Origin of the sequence: Fictibacillus enclensis (genome assembly GCF_030123385.1) — a bacterium.
Lineage (GTDB): Bacteria > Bacillota > Bacilli > Bacillales > Fictibacillaceae > Fictibacillus_C > Fictibacillus_C enclensis.
Genome location: NZ_CP126109.1, coordinates 577,128 through 598,168, shown reverse-complemented (window position 1 = coordinate 598,168; position 21,041 = coordinate 577,128). Strand labels below are relative to the sequence as shown.

Annotated in this window: 27 protein-coding genes, 1 pseudogene and 1 riboswitch; of the genes and pseudogenes, 13 read left to right on the top strand and 15 right to left on the bottom strand. The window is 44.0% G+C overall.

Features of this window, described 5'->3' with window-relative positions; translation table 11 throughout:
- Positions 1-23 precede the first annotated feature (23 nt).
- Positions 24-1,127, bottom strand: coding sequence for a threonine aldolase family protein (locus QNH15_RS03205; protein ID WP_430667118.1), 1,104 nt, complete (start codon positions 1,125-1,127; stop codon positions 24-26).
- 169 nt (positions 1,128-1,296) lie between these two features.
- On the opposite strand from QNH15_RS03205, the gene QNH15_RS03200 reads away from it, so the two are divergent.
- The gene (locus tag QNH15_RS03200) at positions 1,297-2,799 is read left to right on the top strand and encodes an NCS1 family nucleobase:cation symporter-1 (protein WP_283892545.1); all 1,503 of its coding nucleotides are present in this window, start codon (positions 1,297-1,299) and stop codon (positions 2,797-2,799) included.
- Positions 2,800-2,839: 40 nt separating this feature from the next.
- On the opposite strand, the gene QNH15_RS03195 is transcribed toward QNH15_RS03200, so the two are convergent.
- From QNH15_RS03195 to QNH15_RS03180, 4 genes are all read right to left on the bottom strand, one after another.
- The gene (locus QNH15_RS03195) at positions 2,840-3,445 is read right to left on the bottom strand and encodes a class I SAM-dependent methyltransferase (protein ID WP_283892544.1); all 606 of its coding nucleotides are present in this window, start codon (positions 3,443-3,445) and stop codon (positions 2,840-2,842) included.
- Positions 3,446-3,512: 67 nt separating this feature from the next.
- Entirely contained in the window at positions 3,513-3,662 is a 150-nt protein-coding gene (locus QNH15_RS03190) for a DUF2512 family protein (protein WP_283892543.1), read from the bottom strand.
- A complete protein-coding gene (locus QNH15_RS03185) occupies positions 3,652-3,876 on the bottom strand; it encodes a DUF2512 family protein (RefSeq protein WP_283892542.1) in 225 nt (74 codons plus the stop codon). Before QNH15_RS03185 ends, QNH15_RS03190 begins: the two co-directional genes overlap by 11 nt.
- A 70-nt stretch (positions 3,877-3,946) precedes the next feature.
- Complete coding sequence (locus tag QNH15_RS03180; RefSeq protein WP_283892541.1) at positions 3,947-4,474, bottom strand: dihydrofolate reductase family protein; 528 nt, start codon at positions 4,472-4,474, stop codon at positions 3,947-3,949.
- Between the two features lie 100 nt (positions 4,475-4,574).
- Here QNH15_RS03180 and QNH15_RS03175 point away from each other — a divergent pair, with 100 nt between their 5' ends.
- Positions 4,575-5,540: a helix-turn-helix transcriptional regulator gene (locus QNH15_RS03175; RefSeq protein WP_283892540.1), complete on the top strand. Its 966-nt coding sequence runs from the start codon at positions 4,575-4,577 to the stop codon at positions 5,538-5,540.
- Positions 5,541-5,936: 396 nt separating this feature from the next.
- Positions 5,937-6,434 carry a PaaI family thioesterase gene (locus QNH15_RS03170; RefSeq protein ID WP_283892539.1) on the top strand — a complete coding sequence of 166 codons (498 nt, stop codon included), beginning with the start codon at positions 5,937-5,939 and terminating at the stop codon, positions 6,432-6,434.
- A gap of 15 nt (positions 6,435-6,449) precedes the next feature.
- Here QNH15_RS03170 and QNH15_RS03165 read toward each other — a convergent pair whose 3' ends face one another.
- Positions 6,450-6,746, bottom strand: coding sequence for a YxcD family protein (locus tag QNH15_RS03165; RefSeq protein ID WP_283892538.1), 297 nt, complete (start codon positions 6,744-6,746; stop codon positions 6,450-6,452).
- The gene (locus QNH15_RS03160; RefSeq protein ID WP_283892537.1) at positions 6,734-7,183 is read right to left on the bottom strand and encodes a hypothetical protein; all 450 of its coding nucleotides are present in this window, start codon (positions 7,181-7,183) and stop codon (positions 6,734-6,736) included. Before QNH15_RS03160 ends, QNH15_RS03165 begins: the two co-directional genes overlap by 13 nt.
- Positions 7,184-7,534: 351 nt before the next feature.
- Between QNH15_RS03160 and QNH15_RS03155 the strand changes: the two genes are divergently transcribed.
- Positions 7,535-8,071, top strand: a complete 537-nt coding sequence (locus QNH15_RS03155; protein ID WP_283892536.1) for a hypothetical protein — start codon at positions 7,535-7,537, stop codon at positions 8,069-8,071.
- A 54-nt stretch (positions 8,072-8,125) separates the two neighbouring features.
- Here QNH15_RS03155 and QNH15_RS03150 read toward each other — a convergent pair whose 3' ends face one another.
- The 3 genes from QNH15_RS03150 to QNH15_RS03140 all read right to left on the bottom strand — a co-directional run bounded on the left by QNH15_RS03150 (position 8,126) and on the right by QNH15_RS03140 (position 11,517).
- Positions 8,126-8,686 carry an MEDS domain-containing protein gene (locus QNH15_RS03150; RefSeq protein WP_283892534.1) on the bottom strand — a complete coding sequence of 187 codons (561 nt, stop codon included), beginning with the start codon at positions 8,684-8,686 and terminating at the stop codon, positions 8,126-8,128.
- Positions 8,687-8,799: 113 nt separating this feature from the next.
- On the bottom strand, positions 8,800-10,251 hold the full coding sequence (locus QNH15_RS03145; RefSeq protein ID WP_283892532.1) for an amino acid permease: 1,452 nt from the start codon (positions 10,249-10,251) through the stop codon (positions 8,800-8,802).
- A 95-nt stretch (positions 10,252-10,346) separates the two neighbouring features.
- Positions 10,347-10,536, bottom strand: a riboswitch (Lysine riboswitch).
- Positions 10,537-10,608: 72 nt separating this feature from the next.
- The gene (locus QNH15_RS03140) at positions 10,609-11,517 is read right to left on the bottom strand and encodes a LysR family transcriptional regulator (protein WP_283892530.1); all 909 of its coding nucleotides are present in this window, start codon (positions 11,515-11,517) and stop codon (positions 10,609-10,611) included.
- A gap of 144 nt (positions 11,518-11,661) precedes the next feature.
- Here QNH15_RS03140 and QNH15_RS03135 point away from each other — a divergent pair, with 144 nt between their 5' ends.
- The 6 genes from QNH15_RS03135 to QNH15_RS03110 all read left to right on the top strand — a co-directional run bounded on the left by QNH15_RS03135 (position 11,662) and on the right by QNH15_RS03110 (position 14,247).
- Entirely contained in the window at positions 11,662-12,153 is a 492-nt protein-coding gene (locus tag QNH15_RS03135; RefSeq protein ID WP_283892528.1) for a DinB family protein, read from the top strand.
- A gap of 122 nt (positions 12,154-12,275) precedes the next feature.
- Complete coding sequence (locus tag QNH15_RS03130) at positions 12,276-12,488, top strand: helix-turn-helix transcriptional regulator (RefSeq protein ID WP_283892527.1); 213 nt, start codon at positions 12,276-12,278, stop codon at positions 12,486-12,488.
- Positions 12,489-12,510: 22 nt separating this feature from the next.
- Positions 12,511-12,882 carry a DUF2178 domain-containing protein gene (locus QNH15_RS03125; RefSeq protein ID WP_283892526.1) on the top strand — a complete coding sequence of 124 codons (372 nt, stop codon included), beginning with the start codon at positions 12,511-12,513 and terminating at the stop codon, positions 12,880-12,882.
- A 22-nt stretch (positions 12,883-12,904) separates the two neighbouring features.
- A complete protein-coding gene (locus QNH15_RS03120) occupies positions 12,905-13,183 on the top strand; it encodes a DUF3784 domain-containing protein (protein WP_283892525.1) in 279 nt (92 codons plus the stop codon).
- Positions 13,184-13,263: 80 nt separating this feature from the next.
- Positions 13,264-13,644, top strand: coding sequence for a VOC family protein (locus QNH15_RS03115; RefSeq protein WP_283892523.1), 381 nt, complete (start codon positions 13,264-13,266; stop codon positions 13,642-13,644).
- A gap of 21 nt (positions 13,645-13,665) precedes the next feature.
- Complete coding sequence (locus tag QNH15_RS03110; RefSeq protein WP_283892521.1) at positions 13,666-14,247, top strand: LOG family protein; 582 nt, start codon at positions 13,666-13,668, stop codon at positions 14,245-14,247.
- Between the two features lie 192 nt (positions 14,248-14,439).
- Here the strand turns inward: QNH15_RS03110 and QNH15_RS03105 are convergent, their stop codons facing one another.
- Both QNH15_RS03105 and QNH15_RS03100 read right to left on the bottom strand, forming a co-directional pair.
- Positions 14,440-15,339: a DMT family transporter gene (locus tag QNH15_RS03105; RefSeq protein WP_338082340.1), complete on the bottom strand. Its 900-nt coding sequence runs from the start codon at positions 15,337-15,339 to the stop codon at positions 14,440-14,442.
- 437 nt (positions 15,340-15,776) lie between these two features.
- A complete protein-coding gene (locus QNH15_RS03100) occupies positions 15,777-16,688 on the bottom strand; it encodes an SDR family oxidoreductase (RefSeq protein ID WP_283892519.1) in 912 nt (303 codons plus the stop codon).
- Between the two features lie 234 nt (positions 16,689-16,922).
- On the opposite strand from QNH15_RS03100, the gene QNH15_RS03095 reads away from it, so the two are divergent.
- Complete coding sequence (locus tag QNH15_RS03095) at positions 16,923-17,240, top strand: AbrB/MazE/SpoVT family DNA-binding domain-containing protein (RefSeq protein ID WP_283892517.1); 318 nt, start codon at positions 16,923-16,925, stop codon at positions 17,238-17,240.
- A gap of 95 nt (positions 17,241-17,335) precedes the next feature.
- Here the strand turns inward: QNH15_RS03095 and QNH15_RS03090 are convergent, their stop codons facing one another.
- Positions 17,336-17,674: a GNAT family N-acetyltransferase gene (locus QNH15_RS03090; RefSeq protein WP_283892515.1), complete on the bottom strand. Its 339-nt coding sequence runs from the start codon at positions 17,672-17,674 to the stop codon at positions 17,336-17,338.
- A 418-nt stretch (positions 17,675-18,092) separates the two neighbouring features.
- Here QNH15_RS03090 and QNH15_RS03085 point away from each other — a divergent pair, with 418 nt between their 5' ends.
- A complete protein-coding gene (locus QNH15_RS03085; RefSeq protein WP_283892513.1) occupies positions 18,093-19,154 on the top strand; it encodes a DmpA family aminopeptidase in 1,062 nt (353 codons plus the stop codon).
- A gap of 40 nt (positions 19,155-19,194) precedes the next feature.
- On the opposite strand, the pseudogene QNH15_RS03080 reads toward QNH15_RS03085, so the two are convergent.
- Positions 19,195-19,724: pseudogene (locus tag QNH15_RS03080) on the bottom strand (GNAT family N-acetyltransferase).
- Between the two features lie 118 nt (positions 19,725-19,842).
- Here QNH15_RS03080 and QNH15_RS03075 point away from each other — a divergent pair.
- Positions 19,843-20,646 carry an SDR family NAD(P)-dependent oxidoreductase gene (locus QNH15_RS03075; protein ID WP_283892511.1) on the top strand — a complete coding sequence of 268 codons (804 nt, stop codon included), beginning with the start codon at positions 19,843-19,845 and terminating at the stop codon, positions 20,644-20,646.
- Positions 20,647-20,690: 44 nt separating this feature from the next.
- Here the strand turns inward: QNH15_RS03075 and QNH15_RS03070 are convergent, their stop codons facing one another.
- On the bottom strand, positions 20,691-21,041 hold the full coding sequence (locus QNH15_RS03070) for a VOC family protein (RefSeq protein ID WP_283892509.1): 351 nt from the start codon (positions 21,039-21,041) through the stop codon (positions 20,691-20,693).

The window sequence follows — 21,041 nt, the reverse complement described above, 5'->3', positions numbered from 1 at the left end:
CGTTGAGTGCCGTTTTTTTTTGTTTATTTTGATTTCATTTTTTCGTCCAGTTTAACAAAAGCTTCTTTCAGCCTGTTCTTGGGCACTTTGCTGTACAGATCACCCAAACTTACTTCAAAACGGCTGCCATTTTCGCCATTTTCTCTGACATGCCCTGTAAGGCCAATTCCTGTTCCCTCATAAAGCTGTGCGAATAACGCTTCCATGTCTTCCTTACGGGCTTCCAAATGAACATGAAACATATTGGAAACCGGCACCTTCGGAAGAGTAGTGATTCCAGTACACTGGTTGTAAAATTCAGCAAGCTCTTTTGCTTCTTCATAATATTGGTTCATCTTATCTATATACTGATCAAAGTAGTAATCCGCACTCAATATGTAAGGGTAAAGACTAATCAAGTCCCCGCCGTGCCGTCTTTTCCATACTTTGGACTTCTCCGTAAACTCCCGGCTTCCCGCCAAAACCGCCCCGGCAATCCCGCCAATTCCTTTATATACCGAGATGTATACGGAATCAAACAAGTCGCAAATTTCCTGTGCAGATTTTTTATAATAAGGAAGTACTTCAAACAGCCGCGCTCCATCAAGATGCAGCCGGATGCCCTTTTCCCGGCAATACGCCGAGATTTCCTCCAGCGTGCTGTATTCCGGCAACTGACCGCCGATTTCACGCTGCGGCAGCTCAAGCAATATACAGGCAACCTCTTCACCTATATTCATCACATCAACCAAGCTGATCACCCGGTTCTCATCCGCCAGCAAAATCGGCTTGATGTGATGCAGTTCCTTCAGCCCGTCTTCTTCATGAATTTCCAGGTGACATAACGGGTGATAAGCTACTGTCTTCAGCTCTTTTTCATCACACCAAATTCTCAGTGCAATTTGCTGGGCCATCGTTCCGCTTGGAAAAAACACCGTCGTTTCCTTCCCCAGCACGCCGGCCATCTTTTTCTGAAAATCTTCCATTACGTTTCCCTTGCCATACATATCGCTTTCCAGCTCGCCATTCAAATCCTCTATGGCATTCTTCAGCACTTGAAGGTTCCTTGGCCCGTGACCGCTCACATGATAGTCTGCCTGTTTAAAAGCTTTCATAAAAATATCTTCCACTGAATGAATCCTCCCCATGACGCGGTTGTTAGATTTTCTTCCCTTCTTTCATTTTACTTAAGAAGGTTTTTATTGTACATATGGCGAAATTTTAACGAAGTTTGGAATGATTTGCGGAAAGGGGGAATCCGGGCTGTACGCTTCATTATATTGTTGATTTGGTTTGCCATAAAAAGGGAGGTACGCTATGAAAACTCAAATTGAGCAAAATGGTATTGTAACCCTGTCTGATGATGCAACCAAGAGTGTAAGTGACAGTGAATTATGGAATGATGACCTCCGCCCCACAACAGAAAAAGAACATACCTGGACCGGTTTGAACTTTGCCACACTGTGGATTGGTATGTGCCTTTGTATTCCCGCCTACACCATGGCCAGCGGAATGATTTCGCTCGGTATGAACTGGTGGCAGGCGATTGGAACCATCTTTCTCGGCAACGTGATCGTTCTTATTCCGATTCTATTAAACTCTCATGCCGGCACCAAATTCGGTATTCCTTATCCTGTGTTCGCCCGGTTGTGGTTTGGGTCAAAAGGGGCCCACATTCCTTCCATGGCCCGTGCCGTTGTTGCAGCTGGCTGGTTTGGCATCAACACTTGGATTGGTACAACTGCTATTGATGTCCTGTTATCCGCTTCCTTCCCTGCCTGGAAAAACCTGACCGGACATACAGCTATCATTTTTGCTTTATTTTGGGCTCTAAATGTAGGTGTTGCCTATAAAGGACCTCAGGCGATTAAAGTTCTGAGCCTGATTGCCGCGCCGGTAGTCGGAATTTCGGCTTTGATTCTTATGATCTGGGCATTTACTAACGCCGGCTGGGGACCTATTTTGTCCACACCATCCAAGTTCACGACAACTGGTGAATTCCTTAAAGTGTTCTTTCCGACACTGACCGGAGTCATTGCCTTCTGGGCTACATTGGCCTTAAATATTCCTGACTTTTGCCGTTATGCGAAAAGCCAGAAATCACAAATGATCGCGCAAAGCTTCTCTCTTCCCCTCACCATGAGCATTTTCTCCTTCATCGGCATTGCCGTTACTTCAGCAACTGTTGTTATGTTTGGTACAGCCATTTGGGATCCTGTTCAATTGCTTGCCAAGTTCCCGCCGTTCATCATCTTTTTAGGAACCATCATCATCGCCATGGCTTCTTTAACTATCAATGTTGGTGCAAACATCGTCGCACCAGCCCGTGCCATTGAGAACTTGTATCCGAGACGCATTACTTTTGGCATCGGTGCACTGATTACCGGAGTGTTTGCGATTCTCATGCAGCCGTGGTTCATCATGTCCAATTTCGGAAATTACATTTTTGGCTGGCTTGGTACATATGCAGCTCTCCTCGGACCCATCGATGGCATCGCCATTGCCGACTATTGGCTTGTTCGCCGGAGACAAATGGCTCTGAAAGAACTGTATGAGCCAGCCGGCAGGTACAATTACTCCTCCGGATTTAATAAGAATGGTGTATATGCGCTTATCATTGGAGTAGCCGTACCCGTTCTTGGTCTTCTCGCTCCGGGTCTTCGATTCCTGTGGGATAACGCCTGGACATTTGGCCTTTTCATTTCCATGTTCGCGTATGCCTATTTAATGAAAAACGATCAAAGCGTACTGAGTCCCGGAGAATACGAAGCCATTACCCAAATTCAGGCTCCAGACCCTGTGGAGCGTCTTGCCAAATAAAAGAAAAAACAGGACGTGTCCAGAGAGACAGGTCCTGTTTTCATTTTAAACTGTAGATCAAAAACTTCTCGTACGGATTGTTGTCATAAAGCCCCGGCAGCCTTACTTCCTCCATCAATTCAAAGGCCGTCTGGTCGTCCAAGAAATAGGTATACTCTTCTGTCGCATAATATAAGATTAGTTCCACCTCACGCGGAAAGTGTTCCACAGACAGCAAAATGTTGTTGATGACACTCATAAAGATCGGCATTGTAAATGGGTTAAAGAAGTAGAAGCGGTTATCCACCGGGTGGATGGGATATTCCTGCGCCAGAGCGCAATGAAAATGGATACGATCTCTGCTCTTTTGATGTTTTTTTAAATAAAGATCGAGGTTATTCAGTGCGTCTTTATAGAAGTCTTCATTCACCTCTACACCAGTTACCGCATTCTGATAGAAATGATTGATGTAAAAGCTGATTCTTCCTTTTCCGCAGCCAAAGTCCACCACCCGGTCACCCTGTTTCAAGTGATATTCACGAAATAAGCCTTCAAGCGCTTCGTAAGGTGTAGGCTCGTATCGGTGATAGTGAGAAGTAACACTATACACCTTTTGCTTACCTGTGGTGGTAATATTCAGCAATTGATCATACTCTTTTTCGTTCATCTGGCTGCTCCTATCTGCTTCTTTACATAGAAAAGACCCCGGCTGCTATAGCAGAGGGCGGACTGGATTAAAGGTTGGGACTGTGTGTCTCCTTCACACGGTCATTTTCAAAAACATTGTGAGCCATATATTTATGAAAGAACCATTCACCGGCTGCAATCAGTACAGCGGAAATAACGGATCCGGTAATGAGAGCGATGTTTTGTTCAATGATCACGGCACCACCAGCCAGATCGCAAAAAACGCGAGCACAAGGTCACTGATAGTGGCCACTGGATTTCCAGGTCTCCCAGGATATAAGCTACAATGGTAAGGATCAGACTGATTAGAAACGTGTCTCCGATGGAAACTTTCATGGCGGCTCCAAGAACAATATAAACCATCACTTCAACCATGACAAACTTTAAGATAAGTGCTTTCACATGATCCACTGTTTATCCTCCTTTTTCCATTATAGCTATGATTTACCCACTGTATGGTTTCATAAACCCCATTAACTATTTACTTATATCTTAACTGAACCAATCCCGATTCAAAGGTTTCGCACGAATCCAATGTCAAGGTTTTTCCATGGTCAACTTCCTGAAACAAACGAATACCGCTCCCAAGGAAAACCGGAATAATGGAGATCACATATTCATCAATGAGATCATGTCCTCTCAATACCTTGACCGCTTCAGCGCCGCCATCAATAAAGATATTTTTTCCTTCCTCTTTCTTCAGTTGATCAATGAGTTCCCGAACATCCCCATTGTAGAAATCTACCTGGCCATCACTTCCACTTTTTGACCGGGACAGGACATAGCATCTTCGATCCTTGTGAGAAAATTCGATTCCAAAGGAAAGCACGACATCATATGTCTTCCTTCCCATAATGACCGTATCCACGTTTTTTACAAATTCCGCATAGCCATAGTCCTCTCCCGGCCGTTCCACACTGGAAAGCCAGCTGAGATCATCATCTTTCCCCGCAATAAATCCATCGAGGCTCGTCGCAATATAGAGCACAACTTTTCTTTTTTGATCCATTGTTATTATTCTCCTTTCACTATTTCTTGTTCAAAACGAGTATACTATTGAATGATGACATCCTTTGTCATATTTATTATGAGTGAAAAGAGGATAAACCATGCGCGCTGACCGCCTGATCTCCATACTCTTATTGCTGCAAAACAGGGGGAAATTGACTACAAGGGAACTGGCAAATGAACTTGAAGTTAATCCCCGAACCATTCATCGTGACATGGATGCCCTGAGTTCTGCCGGCTTTCCGGTGATCGCCGATCGAGGAACCTCCGGCGGATGGCGGCTGCTTGAATCTTACAAGACCAATTTGACAGGGTTAAAAGCAGAAGAAATCAAAACGTTATTTCTCCTGCCTTCTCTCCACCTGATGAAGGACCTTGGAATTAGTGAAGACTGGCATGCGGCCCGAGAGAAACTGCTGGCTTCGCTTCCTGCCTCTTTTCATGGCCAAGCCCAGGATGTCTGGGACCGGATCCATATCGATACAAATTCATGGAGGCAATCACCCGAGAAGGTTACCGCCTTTACCATTCTGCAAGAATCGCTTTGGCAGGACAAAAGGCTTCTCATCCAGTATGAACGGGTCGATGGTGAACAGCGGGAACGGATAGTTTCTCCTCTCGGTTTGGTTGCCAAAAGCAGCACATGGTATTTCATCGCAGGTGTCGGCGGGGATATTCGAACCTACCGTGCGTCCAGAATCTTGTCTGCCCAATTCACTGATGAAACGTTTGAACGGCCGGCAGACTTTAGACTCGCCACATTTTGGGAACAATCATCACAGCAATTCATTCAGTCCCTGCCTACCTACGAGGTGAAGGCAGAGCTTTCTCCCTCGATCCTCTCCCGGATCAAGTTTACCGGGCGCTTTGTGCAACAAATCCACCTGGAGGATTCACTCCCAAATGGATGGATTCCCGCTTCGTTTTGCTTTGATACCGAAGAAGAAGCTGCTCAATATAGTTTGGGATTTGGTAACCAAATCAGAATTGTATCGCCAAAGCGTCTAAAAGAGATCGTTTATACGAGGGCAAAATCTTTGATCGAAATGCTGGAAAATGACCAATAAACCAAAAACCCGCCTGAAATTCATTTCAGACGGGTTCAGTTCTATTCCACTGTGACATACGTAATCAGTTGATCGGAGCTCTTTGCCTTTACACCTTTTGGTACTTTTAAGAGTATAAAATCATCACCAAACACTGGCTCATCGCCGTAAACTGATGAAACACAAAACCTTCGGAGTATGTCGCGAGGTTCAATTTGGTTTTATTAAAGGTAACCTCTAATAATGTACTAAAAATCCCATATGATGTATATTATTTTTTCATAAAAATAACAGCCTTGGAAACAGGCTGCAAGTTATTTCACATCTGCTTCTGTTATTTTTATAAATCCATAAAGGTTTTCAATCGCTTTTGTGGAAATGGATACTGACTAAGTGACAGAAAGTGAGTGACCACAGATGACAGAAAAAACGGCAGTACAGGATGTGTATCCCGATGATTATTCGTGGTGTTATGGATGCGGAAAACTAAATGAAAAGGGCCATCAATTGAAAACAAGATGGCATGGGGATAAGACCGAGACGATCTATACACCACAGCCGGAACATACCGCTGTTCCCGGGTTTGTGTATGGAGGACTGATCGCTTCATTAATTGATTGCCATGGAACAGGATCTGCCTCACTTGGCCTGCACCGGAAAAATGGGCATGAACCTGGTGATGGCCATGAACCGCCGCGGTTTGTGACAGCCTCGCTGAAGGTGGACTTTATGAAACCTACCCCTCATGGCACTCCTTTAAAAGCTGTGGGGACACTTGAAGAAGTTCATCCGAAAAAGTGGAAAGTACATACTGAGGTATTTGCCGGTGAGACTCTTTGTGTAAAAGGAGAAGTGACGGCAGTCGTGATGCCCGATTCCTTCCTGAAACAAACAAAAACCACCAACCCTTCATAGGGGTGGTGGTTTTATTTATCGGGCTCTGACGTTGGCAACAATGCCTTCCTCGTCGTCCAGCACCAATTCCAGACCAGCTGAAATCGGATCAATATTCATCTGTGTATCCAGATAAAAACGAAGTGCTTCAATCATGTTGGCTTCGATCAGCACTTGTTTTCTGCCTCCAACGTAAGCTTCAGCCGAAAACCCATAATCATCATCAAAGAGCAGTTCTACCTCAACGTCTTCTGGAGCTACTTCCTTTTTATTGGCAAGGTGCAGACAAAGGGCGTTGATAATGTCCTGCTCAGAGAGCATTATCGTTTCCATCCATCATACTCCTCACGCTTGCGGCGGCTGTTTTTTATGTTTGAGAAGATGCGAGTAATCAGAGAAATAATGACCAGAATGGCGATCACGTTAATAAAGAGGCCAAGCAACGAACCAAGTCCGCCCATATTACCAAGCAATCCGCCAAACAGCATACCTGCAATACCACCGAACATCATGCCTTTTAAGAATCCGCCCTTTTGGGATTTTGCAGCTGTGCTTTTATTTTTGCTGAAAATGCTGTTTTGCTGTTTGTTTTGGGTACTTTTGTTTTGGAAAAATGAATTTCCGCTTCCTTTGTTCGAATTGAACGATTTAACCCCTGAACGATAGCCTTTCGCACTTACAGTCTGGGCATGATCATGAAAAACAATGTCTTTTACAGGCATAAATACAAACGTCATGATCAAGGTAGCCGCAATCATCTTTTTTAACATGTTCTATATTCCCTCTTCCTTTTATAGTCTAAAAAACTTGTCCTCTATCATATACGGTAAGGATAACAAAAAGTTTCATTTTAATCCAAAATTTTAAAATTTCTTTTCGGGACATCTTACCGAATAACGATGGATACCTTGTCCTTTAATGATTCCATGGTATGTCCTCCATTCTAAAATGTGATCCATTTAACTATACTATCTAGAAGAGGTTTTTTTCATGGTTTAACCCTTAACTTTGGGATTTTTTTCAAGTATTTTTAGTCCGGTTTATTTTTTTAATCAACGGATTATGTATAATGGAGTTAAGTCCAACTAACAACGATATTCTGACAACGGGAGAGTTTTTTAATGATTGAAGTTGATGACGCTGGAAACGGGTGTCCGATTCTGGGAGAAGTATTTGCGGCAAGACGGACGGAAACAGGAGAGCATGCAGCCGTTTATATCCCGCTTCCACAGGAAACGGCAGACAGAACACCCAAAGAAGAGCACATCATGTCTCTTTTGGAAAAATTAAACGTGCGAAAGGATGAAGAACTTCTCCTGTGCCGTGGAAATACACTGAATGGATTCAGCGACTTTCTGGAGAATCGAGGGTACCAGGTACAACGGGGAAAAATCTCCGAAGAAACCGATCAAATCGCTGAAGCCTTTTTTATGGAGTGCCTGTATGAAATCGGCTTTCCAAGGGACCTGTCCCTGTCTGACAGAGCCTACTATGAATTTTATCAAATGGTGAAAATTTGGTACATCTGTTTTTATAACGGCAAACAAAACCTGTTTAAATCCGATCGGAAAGGCAATGTGAAACGGCGTGGATTTATGCATAACCCCGTTTACCATTATCCTCAGGTACTCGGTATGCTGTTTTATCACGACCAATAAGGAAAGAGACACGCTCAAACGAAAATCGTGTCTCTTTTTTTATTCATTATTCAGTTACTGCTTTACAGGCCGAACATCCTCATCAGTCATAAAATAATCATGGTATCTCATCAGCTTGTCCTTGAGATCATCGGAAACACGCTCGGCATTGTAGGCACATACCGTAATGACCTTTACATTTTTGAGCATTTGATCCACTTCGATTTCAAATTTTTCAAGCGTCTCTTCAAACTCCTCCTGTGAACCCCATTCCACATGACCCCATGTCCGGACAGACTTATCCTTTTCGATTAAAGGGGTTACAATATCAGAGAACTTGGATAAAATTGTTTCCGGATAAAAGTTACCATTCCAGAAATAAAAATCAAAGTTATTGATGAAATGGACGCTCTCTATCTGCTTTGGGGTTAAAGTTTTTTCCAATTCTTTTTGAATCATTGGAAAAATGCGTTCGTTTTCCAGAAATAGTATGTACTCCCCTTGTTCAATACCCGCCATAATGTAGGACACTGCGTTTTGAATATAATCCTCCACTTTATCAGAATAATAAAAGACATGAATGCCTTGACCTTGCATGGGTTCTGGTTGAGTGAACTGCGTAAGTTTTTTGTTCAATTATGTATCCCCTTCCGATTGACGTAAATGTTAATACGGTAATTCTTCACAAATAAAAAATCTCCTCTATTTTCATAAAAAAACAGGAACCGATCAGGCTCCTGCTTTTTATCTTATTCAAAATCGCACTCTTTAAGAGGTACCACTTTTGTTTTGTGTTTGAACTTATAGCCAAGCCATACGGCCAGGAAAATGGGTATACCAATATAGGAAACGAGCGCACCTTGCCAATCGATCGTATCGCCGGTAAAAGCGGAATAATTTTGTCCGAGAATAACGACGAAACAAAGCAGGAAGGCGAAGATCGGTCCAATCGGGAACCATTTTGCCCGGTACGGAAGATCACGCAAATCCCTTCCTTGTGCCACATAGGCTTTTCGGAAGCGGTAATGGCTGATCGCAATTCCAAGCCAGGCGATAAAGCCTGACATCCCCGAGGCGTTCAACAGCCATGTATAAATGGCTCCGTCACCAAATAAGGAAGCAAGGAATGCTACTGCTCCAACTGCAGCCGTCACGATCAGCGCAGGAACAGGAACACCCCGAGAATCCAGCTTTGCCAGAAACTTGGGCGCTTTTCCGTCACGTGCCAGGTCCCACAGCATACGGGTCGATGCGTACATACCAGAGTTACCGGCAGAAAGGACAGCGGTTAAAATGATCGCATTCATGACAGATGCGGCAAAGGCGATTCCCGCTTTATCAAATACCAGGGTAAACGGACTCACGGTGATTTCACTTCTTGCCAGCCTGCTGTCCGTATAAGGAATGATTAAGCTGATCACTAGAATCGCAAGAATATAGAACAAAAGAATGCGCCAGAACACACTCTTGACTGCTTTTGGAATGTTCTTCTTCGGATCTTCAGTCTCCCCTGCTGCCACACCAAGCAACTCCGTTCCCTGAAAGGAAAAACCTGCTGCCATAAAGACGCCAAGCGTAGTAAAGAATCCGCCTTTGAACGGGGCATCACCAATGGTAAAGTTTTTAAAGCCAATGGCTTCTCCGCCGAGAATTCCAAAAATCATAAGCGTACCGAGAATTAAAAAGATAATAACCGTAACCACTTTAATAAGAGAAAACCAGTATTCTGACTCTCCAAACCCTTTAACGGATAAGTAGTTCAATAAGAACATAATTGCTAAAAACAACGCACTCCAAATATAGGAAGGCGTATCAGGAAACCAGAACTTCATGATGAGCGTAACCGCTGCAAGCTCTGCCGCAATGGTGATTGCCCAGTTGTACCAATAATTCCAGCCCAGGGCAAATCCCACGGAAGGATCCACAAATTTTGTGGCGTAGGTACTGAACGATCCTGCCACTGGCATGTAAGATGCCATTTCCGCCAGGCTTGTCATCAAAAAGAAAACCATGATGCCAATGACTACGAAGGATAAAAGCGTGCCCCCGGGTCCGGCCGTATGGATTGAGCCTCCACTCGCCAAAAACAGGCCGGTTCCGATGGTTCCACCCAGCGAGATCATCGTTAAGTGGCGGGACTTCAGTTTACGCTGTAGTTCTCCTGAAGCCGCTGGTGCTGAATTCTTTGCTGTGTTTTGCATAAAAAAACTCCTTTTCATTTTGGAAGGAGTGGGAAATAAAAAAAGCCGCCAAAACGCAGTTTGACGGCAGTTCTATTCTACCCGCATCATGCCTTCCGTAAGATAGCGCATCCCACTCACCGGTAATGTGAGCGTGACAGTGCTGTTCCTTTTCGAAAACAGCCCCAATTCATATTTCCAGAGATAAACATGAATTTCGGCAGCTTTTCCTTTCACACGGAGTCTATGATGTCTTTCTGCATCTCGTACGTCCTACTAATAAAAGCCGCGACCTCTACCTCATCGGATTGATGAGGATTTTTGAAATATCCAGTTAGTTGACGCTAGTTGCTATTATAAAACACGAACATTAACTGTTCAACTGTTTTTTGTTTCCAAGGTCTCTTTTGCAGCATTAATGTACGTTTGAACCTTTTCTATAAACGCCTTGGCCGTAAAGCCCAAGAACTTATCTTTTCTATAGATGAGGCAAATCTTCTGACTGGGAACCGGGCCTATCAACGCCACTGTTTTAATCTTGGGGTGCTTAAGATTTCCCAAAAGAAGGGTAGGGAGAATGGCGGCCCCAATATCTTTTTCTACCATGGCAATCAAAGACGATAGCGTCGTTGTCTCCATTGACGGTTTTATTTTAAATCCTGCTTCGAGACAGTATCGGTCAATCAGTTTGCGGCATTGATGATAACTTGGAAACATAACCATCTTCATTTTTTGTACATCTTTAAAATAAAGAGACTTCTTATGGGCATAAAGTGAATCCGCATGAACCGCCAGGGAAAACGTCTCTTCAAACAGTGGGATTTCAACAAGCCGTTGGTCAGGATCAGGGCGAATCGTTATGCCAATATCAATTCCCCCACTAAGGACTTGCCCCGTAACATCCATCGTTTCAATTAAAGAAACCGAGGTATCCGGATGAGTTCTGTGAAAATCGAGAAGAAGCGCATCAAATACAAGATCAGCATCCCCAGGCAAAACACCGATCGTCAGAGACCCGCCTTTACCCATTTTCAGCTCTGCAATGCTGTCCTGTGCTTGTTTTATATGAGAGAAAATATGCCGGCATTGCTCTTGGAGAATTCCCCCTGCCTCAGTGAGTGAAATCTTTTTGCCTGTCCGATGAAACAAAGGCATTCCCAACTCATTCTCAAGCAATTTGATTTGCTGACTAAGATTCGGCTGTGATACCAGGATTTTTTCTGCTGCCCTCGAAAAATGAAGTTCCTCACAAATCACCATAAAATACTCCAGCTGCCTTAATTCCACATGATACCCCTCCCTGTTTACATCATAACTGAAACCAATCATGATCATAAGAAACGCGATATTGATGAGATTTTAATGCCTCCCTATACTGAAACTGTAGAAGTTAAGTTTTTCTTATAAAAAAGAAAACGGAGGAATGATACTATGTCTCACACTTTGCTGAAATCGGCAAAATCAGTTAGAAGCATGGCCCTTCAACAAGTCAAAGCGGCTCCCGAAGAGTTGTTCGACATCAAGCCCGCACCCTTTAATAATACTATCCGTTGGAACGTTGGTCACATCGTTTTTGTCCATGATTATTTACTTTCTTTTGCTTTTTCAAAAAGCCCAGGACTTCCCACTCACTATGAGCAATTATTTAATACAGGAACCAATCCGGATCAATGGTCCGTAAATCCTCCCTCGAAAGAAGAGCTAATCTCAAAATTATCCGATCAATTCGTCCACCTGGATCACATTTCATCAGATACATTTGAAAATATACTAACACCCGCAATGGAATTGGGACCTTTAACGTTTGAAACATCAGGTGAGCTGTTCAACTTCGTAACCATCCATGAAGCTATGCACTTCTCTATGATTTCCTCGTTATTACAATCCATCACCTATTCCAGGAAGCTTGACGAAAGGATATAAAAAAAGAAGGTTTGGCATACGTCTTCCCAAAGAAGGCGTATGCTTCTTTTTTGTAAACTATAGTTGTAAAAAGTAAAATATATATTACAATGGAAGTATAAGGAAAATAAGGAGCGCCAATTGTGAAAGACTTCACTGTACGTAACAAAGTAAAAGTAGCACGTATTGAAAAGGGAGGGCTGACCCAGGGAGAGCTTGCAAAACTAGTCGGCGTTACACGCCAGACGATGAACTTAATCGAAGCCCAAAAATACAATCCAACCATACGCGTTTGCCTAATAATCAGCAAATACCTGGAACGTCCGCTGGATGAACTGTTTTGGATCGAAGACTAACCATACTAAGGAGTTGATGCATATGCAGGTCAATGCGATGACGGTGATCATCGGCGCTATTGTTGGCTTAGGGGTCATAACCCTTCTCACCGGTCAATTTCAATGGGGATTTTTAACCGCGGTACTGATTCTGACAGCCGGATTGAAATGGCTGAGAATTGAAAAACAAAAGACCAAAGATGAAATTGAGTATGATGAGAGGATCAATGACAACATAAAACAAACCTCGCTTCAGATTTTTTCGTTTTCCAACCTTCTGCTATTCATTTATTTACTGGTTGTCCATCAGCTTTTAAACAAACGAATGATACAAGTCGATTCTCTCATGATCTACCTTGGCATTACTTTGCTCATCGCTTTTTATCTCGTTCCGTTGATCGCAAGAAAAAGATAACTCAACCATTGGAGGGAAAAACATGGATCAGAACTTATTCATTTTCGGAATTATTTTTCTGGTGCTCGCTTATTTCGTCGGCGTTAAAAAACAAACGTGGCTTTTATCCGGCTTTAACCAAAAACGGGTAAGGGATCAGGACAAATTGGCCAAACTGATCGGTGGCTACGACTTAATCGCCGGTCTTGTATTAGTGGCCGGTGCCTTTATTGAAAATCTGCAGGCCACCGTTTTAATGCCTATCGTTCTCATTGGATTCATCGTACTGCTTGGATATGTGAATACAAGAATGGTTGAATAGGACCTCTCCTGCTATAAAAGGATTTTCAGTGCTCTTGTCCAATAGATAAATGGAGAATCATATAAAAGGAGCGATTGAAATTGAATCGAGTTCTGTCCCCCGTCTCATGTAAAGTAAATAACGTATTCATTCACGTTACTGATTTAAAAAAAGCCGCAGAATGGTACAGCAGACTGCTTGGGCTCCCAACGCCGGAGCACGTCGAATCTCCGGTATACAATCTCCCGGTTACGGGCGAAACAGGCTTAACCCTGGATGACCACGCGTTTGACCCGGATTTTATTTTCAGCCCTTCAAGGCACCCGCTGTTTAATTTTTTGGTAACCGATGTAGATGAAGCTTACCAGTTCATGAAAGAGAACGATATTACCATTGTCAGAGAAACAGAACGCATCGGGGATGTTGCCTTTTTCAATTTTGCAGATGAAGACGGCAATGTACTGATGATCTGCAACTGTTAAAACTAAAGGAGGAATTTCAATATGAACCATATCGCTGTATTTTGTGGATCCAGGAGCGGCAAATCAGAAGTATACGTAAAGGAAGCCGCAAGACTGGGAAAAGAACTCGCTGAACGCGGCATTGGCCTTGTTTATGGCGGATCAAGTGCAGGCGTGATGGGAGCGGTCGCTGACGCCGTTATGGAGAACGGCGGCCAGGTCACAGGCATCATGCCTGAATTTCTTGAAAAACGTGAAATTGCCCACAAAAACTTGACCCAATTGGTTGTGGTGGATTCCATGCATGAACGTAAGGCAAAAATGGCCGAATTGGCCGATGGCTTTATGGTTCTTCCAGGCGGGGCCGGAACACTTGAGGAATTTTTTGAGATTTTTACATGGGCCCAACTGGGACTGCATCAAAAGCCGGTCGGTTTACTTAACACCAACGGCTATTATGACCCGCTCCTTTCGCTGTTTAACCATATGACCAGTGAAAATTTTATGGAGGAGAAGCATCATAAAATGGTGCTTTCATCTGCTGAACCCAAGGATCTTCTCGATCAATTCAGCTCCTACTCCCCGCCTAGCATTAAAAGCTACCTGACAGAGAATCGTACATAAATTTGTTTTGAGGAGGCTGGCATGTCCGGCCTCTTTTTGGATTGCGGTTTTATGAAAATGACGTGATATGCAACTATTTCGTGTCGAACCGCAATTAAATTTGCCAATACCGCAAGTAACGAACTCAATCTCCTCTAACGACACCTGTAAATAAAGTAAAAAGACAGCTGATCGGATCAGCTGCCCCTATTTTTAGGCTGATTTCTTTTCAACTGTTGTTTGCTTTCTTCCAAAACCATTTACAACAAGTACTCCGGCAATCGCAACCAATCCCCCTATGAGAGATAAGGTACTTGGCCACTCGCTTAACCAAATCCAGGCGGTCAGGATCGCAACCCCGGGTTCCAAATAGATCATGCTGGCCACAGAGCTCGCTTTCCCTGCCGATAAAGCAATTGCCCATGTAACATAAGCAATCGCAGCCGGAAAAATGCCGACATACAGGGTGGAAATATGGGCTTCCAGTGTTGCATGCCCGATGGAATCTAGAAGCCCGGGAGCAAACCATAAAAACGGCAGTGTGCCCGCCCACGTCACATAGGCGGTAAGCTCAACAGGAGAATAGCGGGTTAAAAAAGCCTTCTGAAAAACAAAAAAGACGGAAGTCGCTACTGCGGCCATTAACACGAGCAGGGCACCGCCCGAAACCGTCAATGACGAGGAGCTCCCTAATGTGATCAGCACAATTCCGGTTAGACCAATAGCCAAACCCGTCCATCCTGGTATTCCAAGGTGTTCCTTCAATACAATAACAGCAAAAAGTGCTGTAAATATCGGGGCTGCTCCAATCAGCATGCCAGCCGTTCCTGCTGAAATGGTTTGTTCACCAAATGTGACTCCAATATGATACATGCTGATTCCCACCCATCCGAGCAGAAGCAGCCGCAAAATATCTTGTTTTTTCGGTAATCGAAATCGGACCCCTGGCATAATTGCATACAGAATAAATGCAAATGAGGCGATTAAATACCGAACAAGCACCAGATGGCCCGCAGAGTAACCGCCGTGCAGGCTATATCGGATAGCAGCAAACGTGGATCCCCAAATAATAATCGTTATTAGTGCCATGCTTAAAGCCTTTGCGTTCATCATTTCACCTTCATTTTTTCAAATCTGAACCGTCTTTCCACTCTATCTATTTCCTTTTCTACGATCACAACTCCTTTTTTTATATCAAAAAAGCCGCCAAATAGGCGACTTGTCTTTCAATTAAAATAAGCTCTAATGATTATGACAACTGTTCTTTTTCTTTTTCTTTTTCTCTTTTTTTACCTTCTTACATTTAAGAACATACTCTGAAGAAGAGCTAGAAGAGCTAGAAGAACTGGAAGAACGTTTGGATTTCTTTTTATGAGATGAACATCCACAAGAATGGTGCTGGAGGAATGACATTATAATCACCTCCTTACTCTCAAATCGAGACGAAGATACGAATCTTCTAATCTCTTAATAGAGTATGTTAAATCTGGTAGTTGGTGAGAATAATGGAGTAAAATGTGCTGTTTTTCCATAACGTAACTATCAATCTCTCATCTGTATCCCTCGGCATTTGCGGGCTTCCCGGCCGCCTCTACCTCCACAAGATACCTCCAGCAGTCCGGCCTGGTTCCGTCGACATCCGTAAAATGATAAACTTTCGCCAGTTGGCCGCTTGATAGAGACTGACCATTCCAGCGATGACGCTTGGCATCTTCAGCAAGTGCAGAAACAGCCCGTCCGATGTAACGCGGTGACTCTGAGATGACAAAATGAGGTTCTGTCTTTACGGCATCCCTCCAATTCTCCTCGGTTACCCTAAACGTCTCCAACATCAATTCCGAGCGGAGCCAGCCAGGGGTAAGCGATACTGCCGTACCACCATACGGAGAAAGTTCATGCGCCAATGCTTTTGCCATTGTGATAACTCCGTTTTTTGCAAAATCATAAAACAAAGAAAGACGGTAATTGTTTTTGTTATAGTCTTCTGTTCCATCTGTCACTTCAACCACCAAGCCTCCCTTGTTTTTAATGAGCAGCTGCAACGCATAATGGCTGGTTATAATATGGGTATCAATCGCCAGGCGCAGCATCCGGAACCCTTTTTCCAAAGAGTGTTTCCATACCGGTGTATTCCACTCTGCCAGATGCTCGCTTCCCCATATATCATTAACCAAAATGTCCAATCTTCCCTGTTCTTTTTCGATCCGATGAATCAAGGATACCACCTGCTCAGGCACAAGATGGTCGGTTTGCACAGCAATACTCGTTCCTCTTACTTCATTTACCAGTTCTGCCGTCTCTTCGATGGTTTCAGGCCGCCCGTATTCAGAAGTTTCGGTTCGTGTGGTACGACCCGTCACATAGACGGTCGCGCCAGCTGCACCCAGTTCCACCGCTATTCCCCGTCCTGCTCCCCTCGTACCGCCTGCCACCAGAGCCACTTTTCCCTCTAAAGGTTTCACAGTATCTGCCTCCTTGCTTTTTCCTTCACTCTATCACTTAAGGATGACATCCTCTGTCATATATAAACTGTCATTCTTTTCACCCTGTTCCATGTCCGTTTTTTTAAGGCTTGGCTGCTTTAAAATACTTTGTGCATAAATCAATGCGGCTAAGTGAAACGTTTTTATTCCTTTTGAATATTCGCAAAATATGGTAAAGTTTAAATAACATTTCCTGACAAAGGAGCATGCCAATTGATTGTTGAATGTGATAAATACTATATGCCCCGCAAAAACCGTGTATTGCTGTTGCCTATACAATGGCGAGAAGAATTTAACATCTCAGAAAATGACCTATTGTCAGTACATAAAGAGAACAACAGGATCATCATTACAAAGAAAAAAAACACTACTGGCTTTGCGCCAAAATTCATCAAGATCAATAAAAAAGGCGTCATCACCATTCCCAAAGCCATCGACGATGAACTGGAATGCCGCTTGCACCAGCTTTACATCAACCAGGACGAGAATTCCTTTTTGGTTGTCCCTGTAACGACAGAAAAGAGCAGCTGATTTAATCAGAGCTGCTCTTTTCTTTATGTTATTTTGACTTGCTACTTAACCTTTGCTCGCCAAACCCCTCCTGCGCCATGAGTAAAGCCGCAAGCTTAATAAAATGCCCGGTGTTCATTGGCGTAAGTGACGGTGACGATTTCCAGGCCAAAGCGCTCTGATTCATGCAGCAATTCTTTTACGACAGCTGCCCCAAGACCTTGCTTTTGATAGTTTGGATGAATCATAATGTCTTCCATATACCCATGCTCCAAGCCCATCCCGCAAATATAGCCAAAGGCAATAAGCCGGTTTGCCTCATTTCTCGCACCAGCCCAAAAGTTACAGCGTTTTAGCAACACGGGATAGTCTTTATCCCGTCTTGGCCACCCGATGAGCTCCCTCAGATCAGGAACTTCATGATCATATAAAGGCATGTTAATCACAACATTCATCGTACCCCTCGCTTACGTCAAAGAACTCCCGGACGTCCTCCCTAACTCCTCCTGCAAAGCAAATCATATGTCCCTGCTGCCATTTGATTGTGTCGTTGAATCCTGGTTCACTTTATACCTTCGTTTCCTCTGAATCAATTCCTTCATCAATTTAAGGGACTTATTTGTTACTGGGAAGAAGCTGGGCGTGTTAGTGTCCGCTTTCCCCCAATCCGCAAAAAGGCAACCAGGCCAATGTAGGCCAGAACGCCAGTTACCCATGTGTTCACAACCGAATCCCAATTATTAAAAAACGTAAAAAATCTCCCCTTATTTGTACATAGAACCCTTCCCATTCTTAAAGTGCGTATAACCGTTTAACAGAAAGAGTTTTATAATAGTAAAGAAAGAATTTGGTTATGAAGGGCGGCTAATTAACATGCAGCATGAAAAACGGATACGCGACTATGGAATTCAAATCGGACGGTTGGAACCGGGGCAGCACAATGCTATTACTGATGTGAAAGGAGTAACAGTAGGCCATGTAACGCTCAGCGAAGGAAGCATTCAGACCGGGGTGACAGCCATTCTCCCCCATCCCGGCAATCTTTTTAAAGAGAAGCTCATTGCATCCTGCCATGTGATCAACGGCTTTGGAAAAACGATGGGCACAATTCAAATGCAGGAATTGGGCGTGATTGAAACCCCGATTGTATTAACCAATACTCTTAGTATTGGAACCGCTGCTGATGCAGTGATTCAATATACAACGGAGCGCAACCCAGAGATTGGCCGCACCACAGGAACGGTGAACCCGGTCATTGGGGAATGCAACGATATGCTGCTGAATGACATACGCGCTCAATATGTTACGAAGGAGCACGTGTTTCAAGCGATACATAACGCTTCAACGGAGTTTGAGGAAGGCAGTGTCGGCGCGGGAACCGGTATGCTGTGTTATTCCTTAAAAGGAGGCATCGGCACCTCCTCCCGCACTTTTCAGCTCGATCATGGCACGTACACCATTGGTGCACTCCTATTATCCAACTTTGGGATATTAAGTGATCTTATGATCAACGGGCGGATGATTGGCCAGGAATTAAAAGAAGCCCTTCTGCAATCGTGGGAGGAAAAAGACAAGGGTTCCATCATGATCATCATTGCCACGGACTTGCCTGTGTCAGAGCGGCAGCTGAACCGAATCATCAAGCGATCTGTTGCAGGGCTTTCAAGAACCGGATCCATTATTACGCATGGCAGCGGTGAAATTGCCATTGGATTTTCAACCGCTATAAAAATACCACACACTAAGCCGGATGATTGTTTATCCATTCCCGTGATACATGAAGAGGATATAGATACCGCCTTCCGTGCAGTTGGGGAAGCCGTGGAAGAAGCAGTGCTGAATTCGCTGGTAACCGCTACCCATGCCGTGGGCAGAGACGGCAACGAACGGCCGGCTTTTAAAGATTTATTACATCAATTTCATATTGAGTTATAAGGACCATAAAAACTTCCTCATCCATTGATAGATGAGGAAGTTAAATGGTTTTGACCCAAATCATATGATGGCTTCCTTCTCCCCAATAATCCTTCATAACGTACTTTGGCTCACCAAGTTTTTTTCTCCATACCATTTGAGCCTGTTTGTAGCCGCTGTCCAGGCAGAATTGATTGATTCCTTTTCCCTTCATGTCAGCAAACAGGTAATTCAACAAAGCTGTTCCTACTCCCTGTTTTTGATAGTCCGGATGGACGTACACTGTTCCAATCTCCAGCCAATCTTTCAACGCGCTCGGTTTGTACAATTGATGATCAGCGCATTGGCTGGTCCGTAAGAGATGGTTCCAATCATTTTTTTCTCGCGAACATCAACGGCAATCAGAAAATAATACTCTTCTCCATTACGGGTGAGATCTCTCTGCAGGAAATCTTTCTTCTGTTTCATTTCCCCTTCCATCTCTTCTGTCAGATGGGATATTCCTTCCTTTTTAAACGTATGTTTAATGACCGTTATAAAAAGCTGATTCAATTCCTCTTGATCTGCCTTTTCCGGTCTTCTAATAATCATTCCGTTCACGCTGCATTTTTGCATAGTAGGTTTGCTCTCCTCTTCCATATGAAGTTTTTAGTCCACCAAGATAGGGAAAATGTAAATTAGTAACAGTACGACAAGGAGGCCAAAACAGATGACGATTTTTTCAAAAGACGCGCTAAAGGATCAGCACATCATTATAACAGGCGCGACAGGCGGAATCGGCTGGGAAACTGCCCTGGCGTGTGCAGCAGCAGGCGCCAATATAACCATTACCGGACGTAACGAAGACAAACTCGTTACACTCAAAGGGAAGTGTGAGGAATTGAATTCAAATAATTCCGTTCATCTGTTCAGTGCCGACCTTGATGCGGAAGAAGAACGGGAAAGCTTGCTGACAGGAGCCATTGACGAAATCGGACCGGTAACGGGTCTTGTGAATGCAGCTGGAATCACCGGTGGCGGCGTCTTGGAAGACTTAAAGGAAGACGATTTAAGAAAAGTGTTGGAGCTGAACTTTATTTCAACGGTCCTTTTCACACAACTTGTCTATCGGCACATGCTGGAGAAAAAGCCCGAAAAAGGAGCCATCGTAAATGTTTCCTCCCTGTCAGGTCTGAGAGGAACACCCGGCAGCAGTGCTTACGCGGGATCCAAGTTTGCTCTCATCGGTTTTACTCAGTCATTGGCGGTTGAAGCAGCCGAGCGCGGCATTCAGGTCAATGCCGTATGCCCTGGATATGTCGATACAAAAATGGGCCGTGACAGCATCGCCCGAAAAGGAAAAAAATTCGGTCGAAGCTATGAGGAGCAGCTAAAAAAAGCAGAAGCCGGAATTCCTTCCGGACGGATCAGCTCCCCTGAAGAGGTGGCCAATACGATTGTCTTTCTGCTCACAGGCGCAGCCGAAAACATTGTCGGGGAATCGGTCAAGATCTCCGGAGGAAACGTTCTATAGGCAAATGAGAAGGCACGGCCAAATAGAGGTCATGCCTTTTTTCTTTATACTGTTGCATTTTCTTTTGAAAAGTCAATGATTCTCAAGCAGTTGCCTGATATATCCCTACAAATGGCATAGCGGCCGGGCGGAATATCCAACGGCTCTTTTACAAACGTCATGTATTCCTTATGTTCTTTATAAAATGCATCCACACTATCTACTAAAAATACCCCGCCAGCAGACAGTTCCTGTTCATCCTCCTCAATCAGCATCCGAACATCAGAGTTCGGCAGCACAAGAGCCACCGTATGCTCACCCTCCCGCCAGGCTTCTTCAAATCCAAAAGTATTACGGTAGAATGCGAGTGAATCCTCCAAATTAGTAACCGGGTAATATAAAAATGCAAGTTTCAT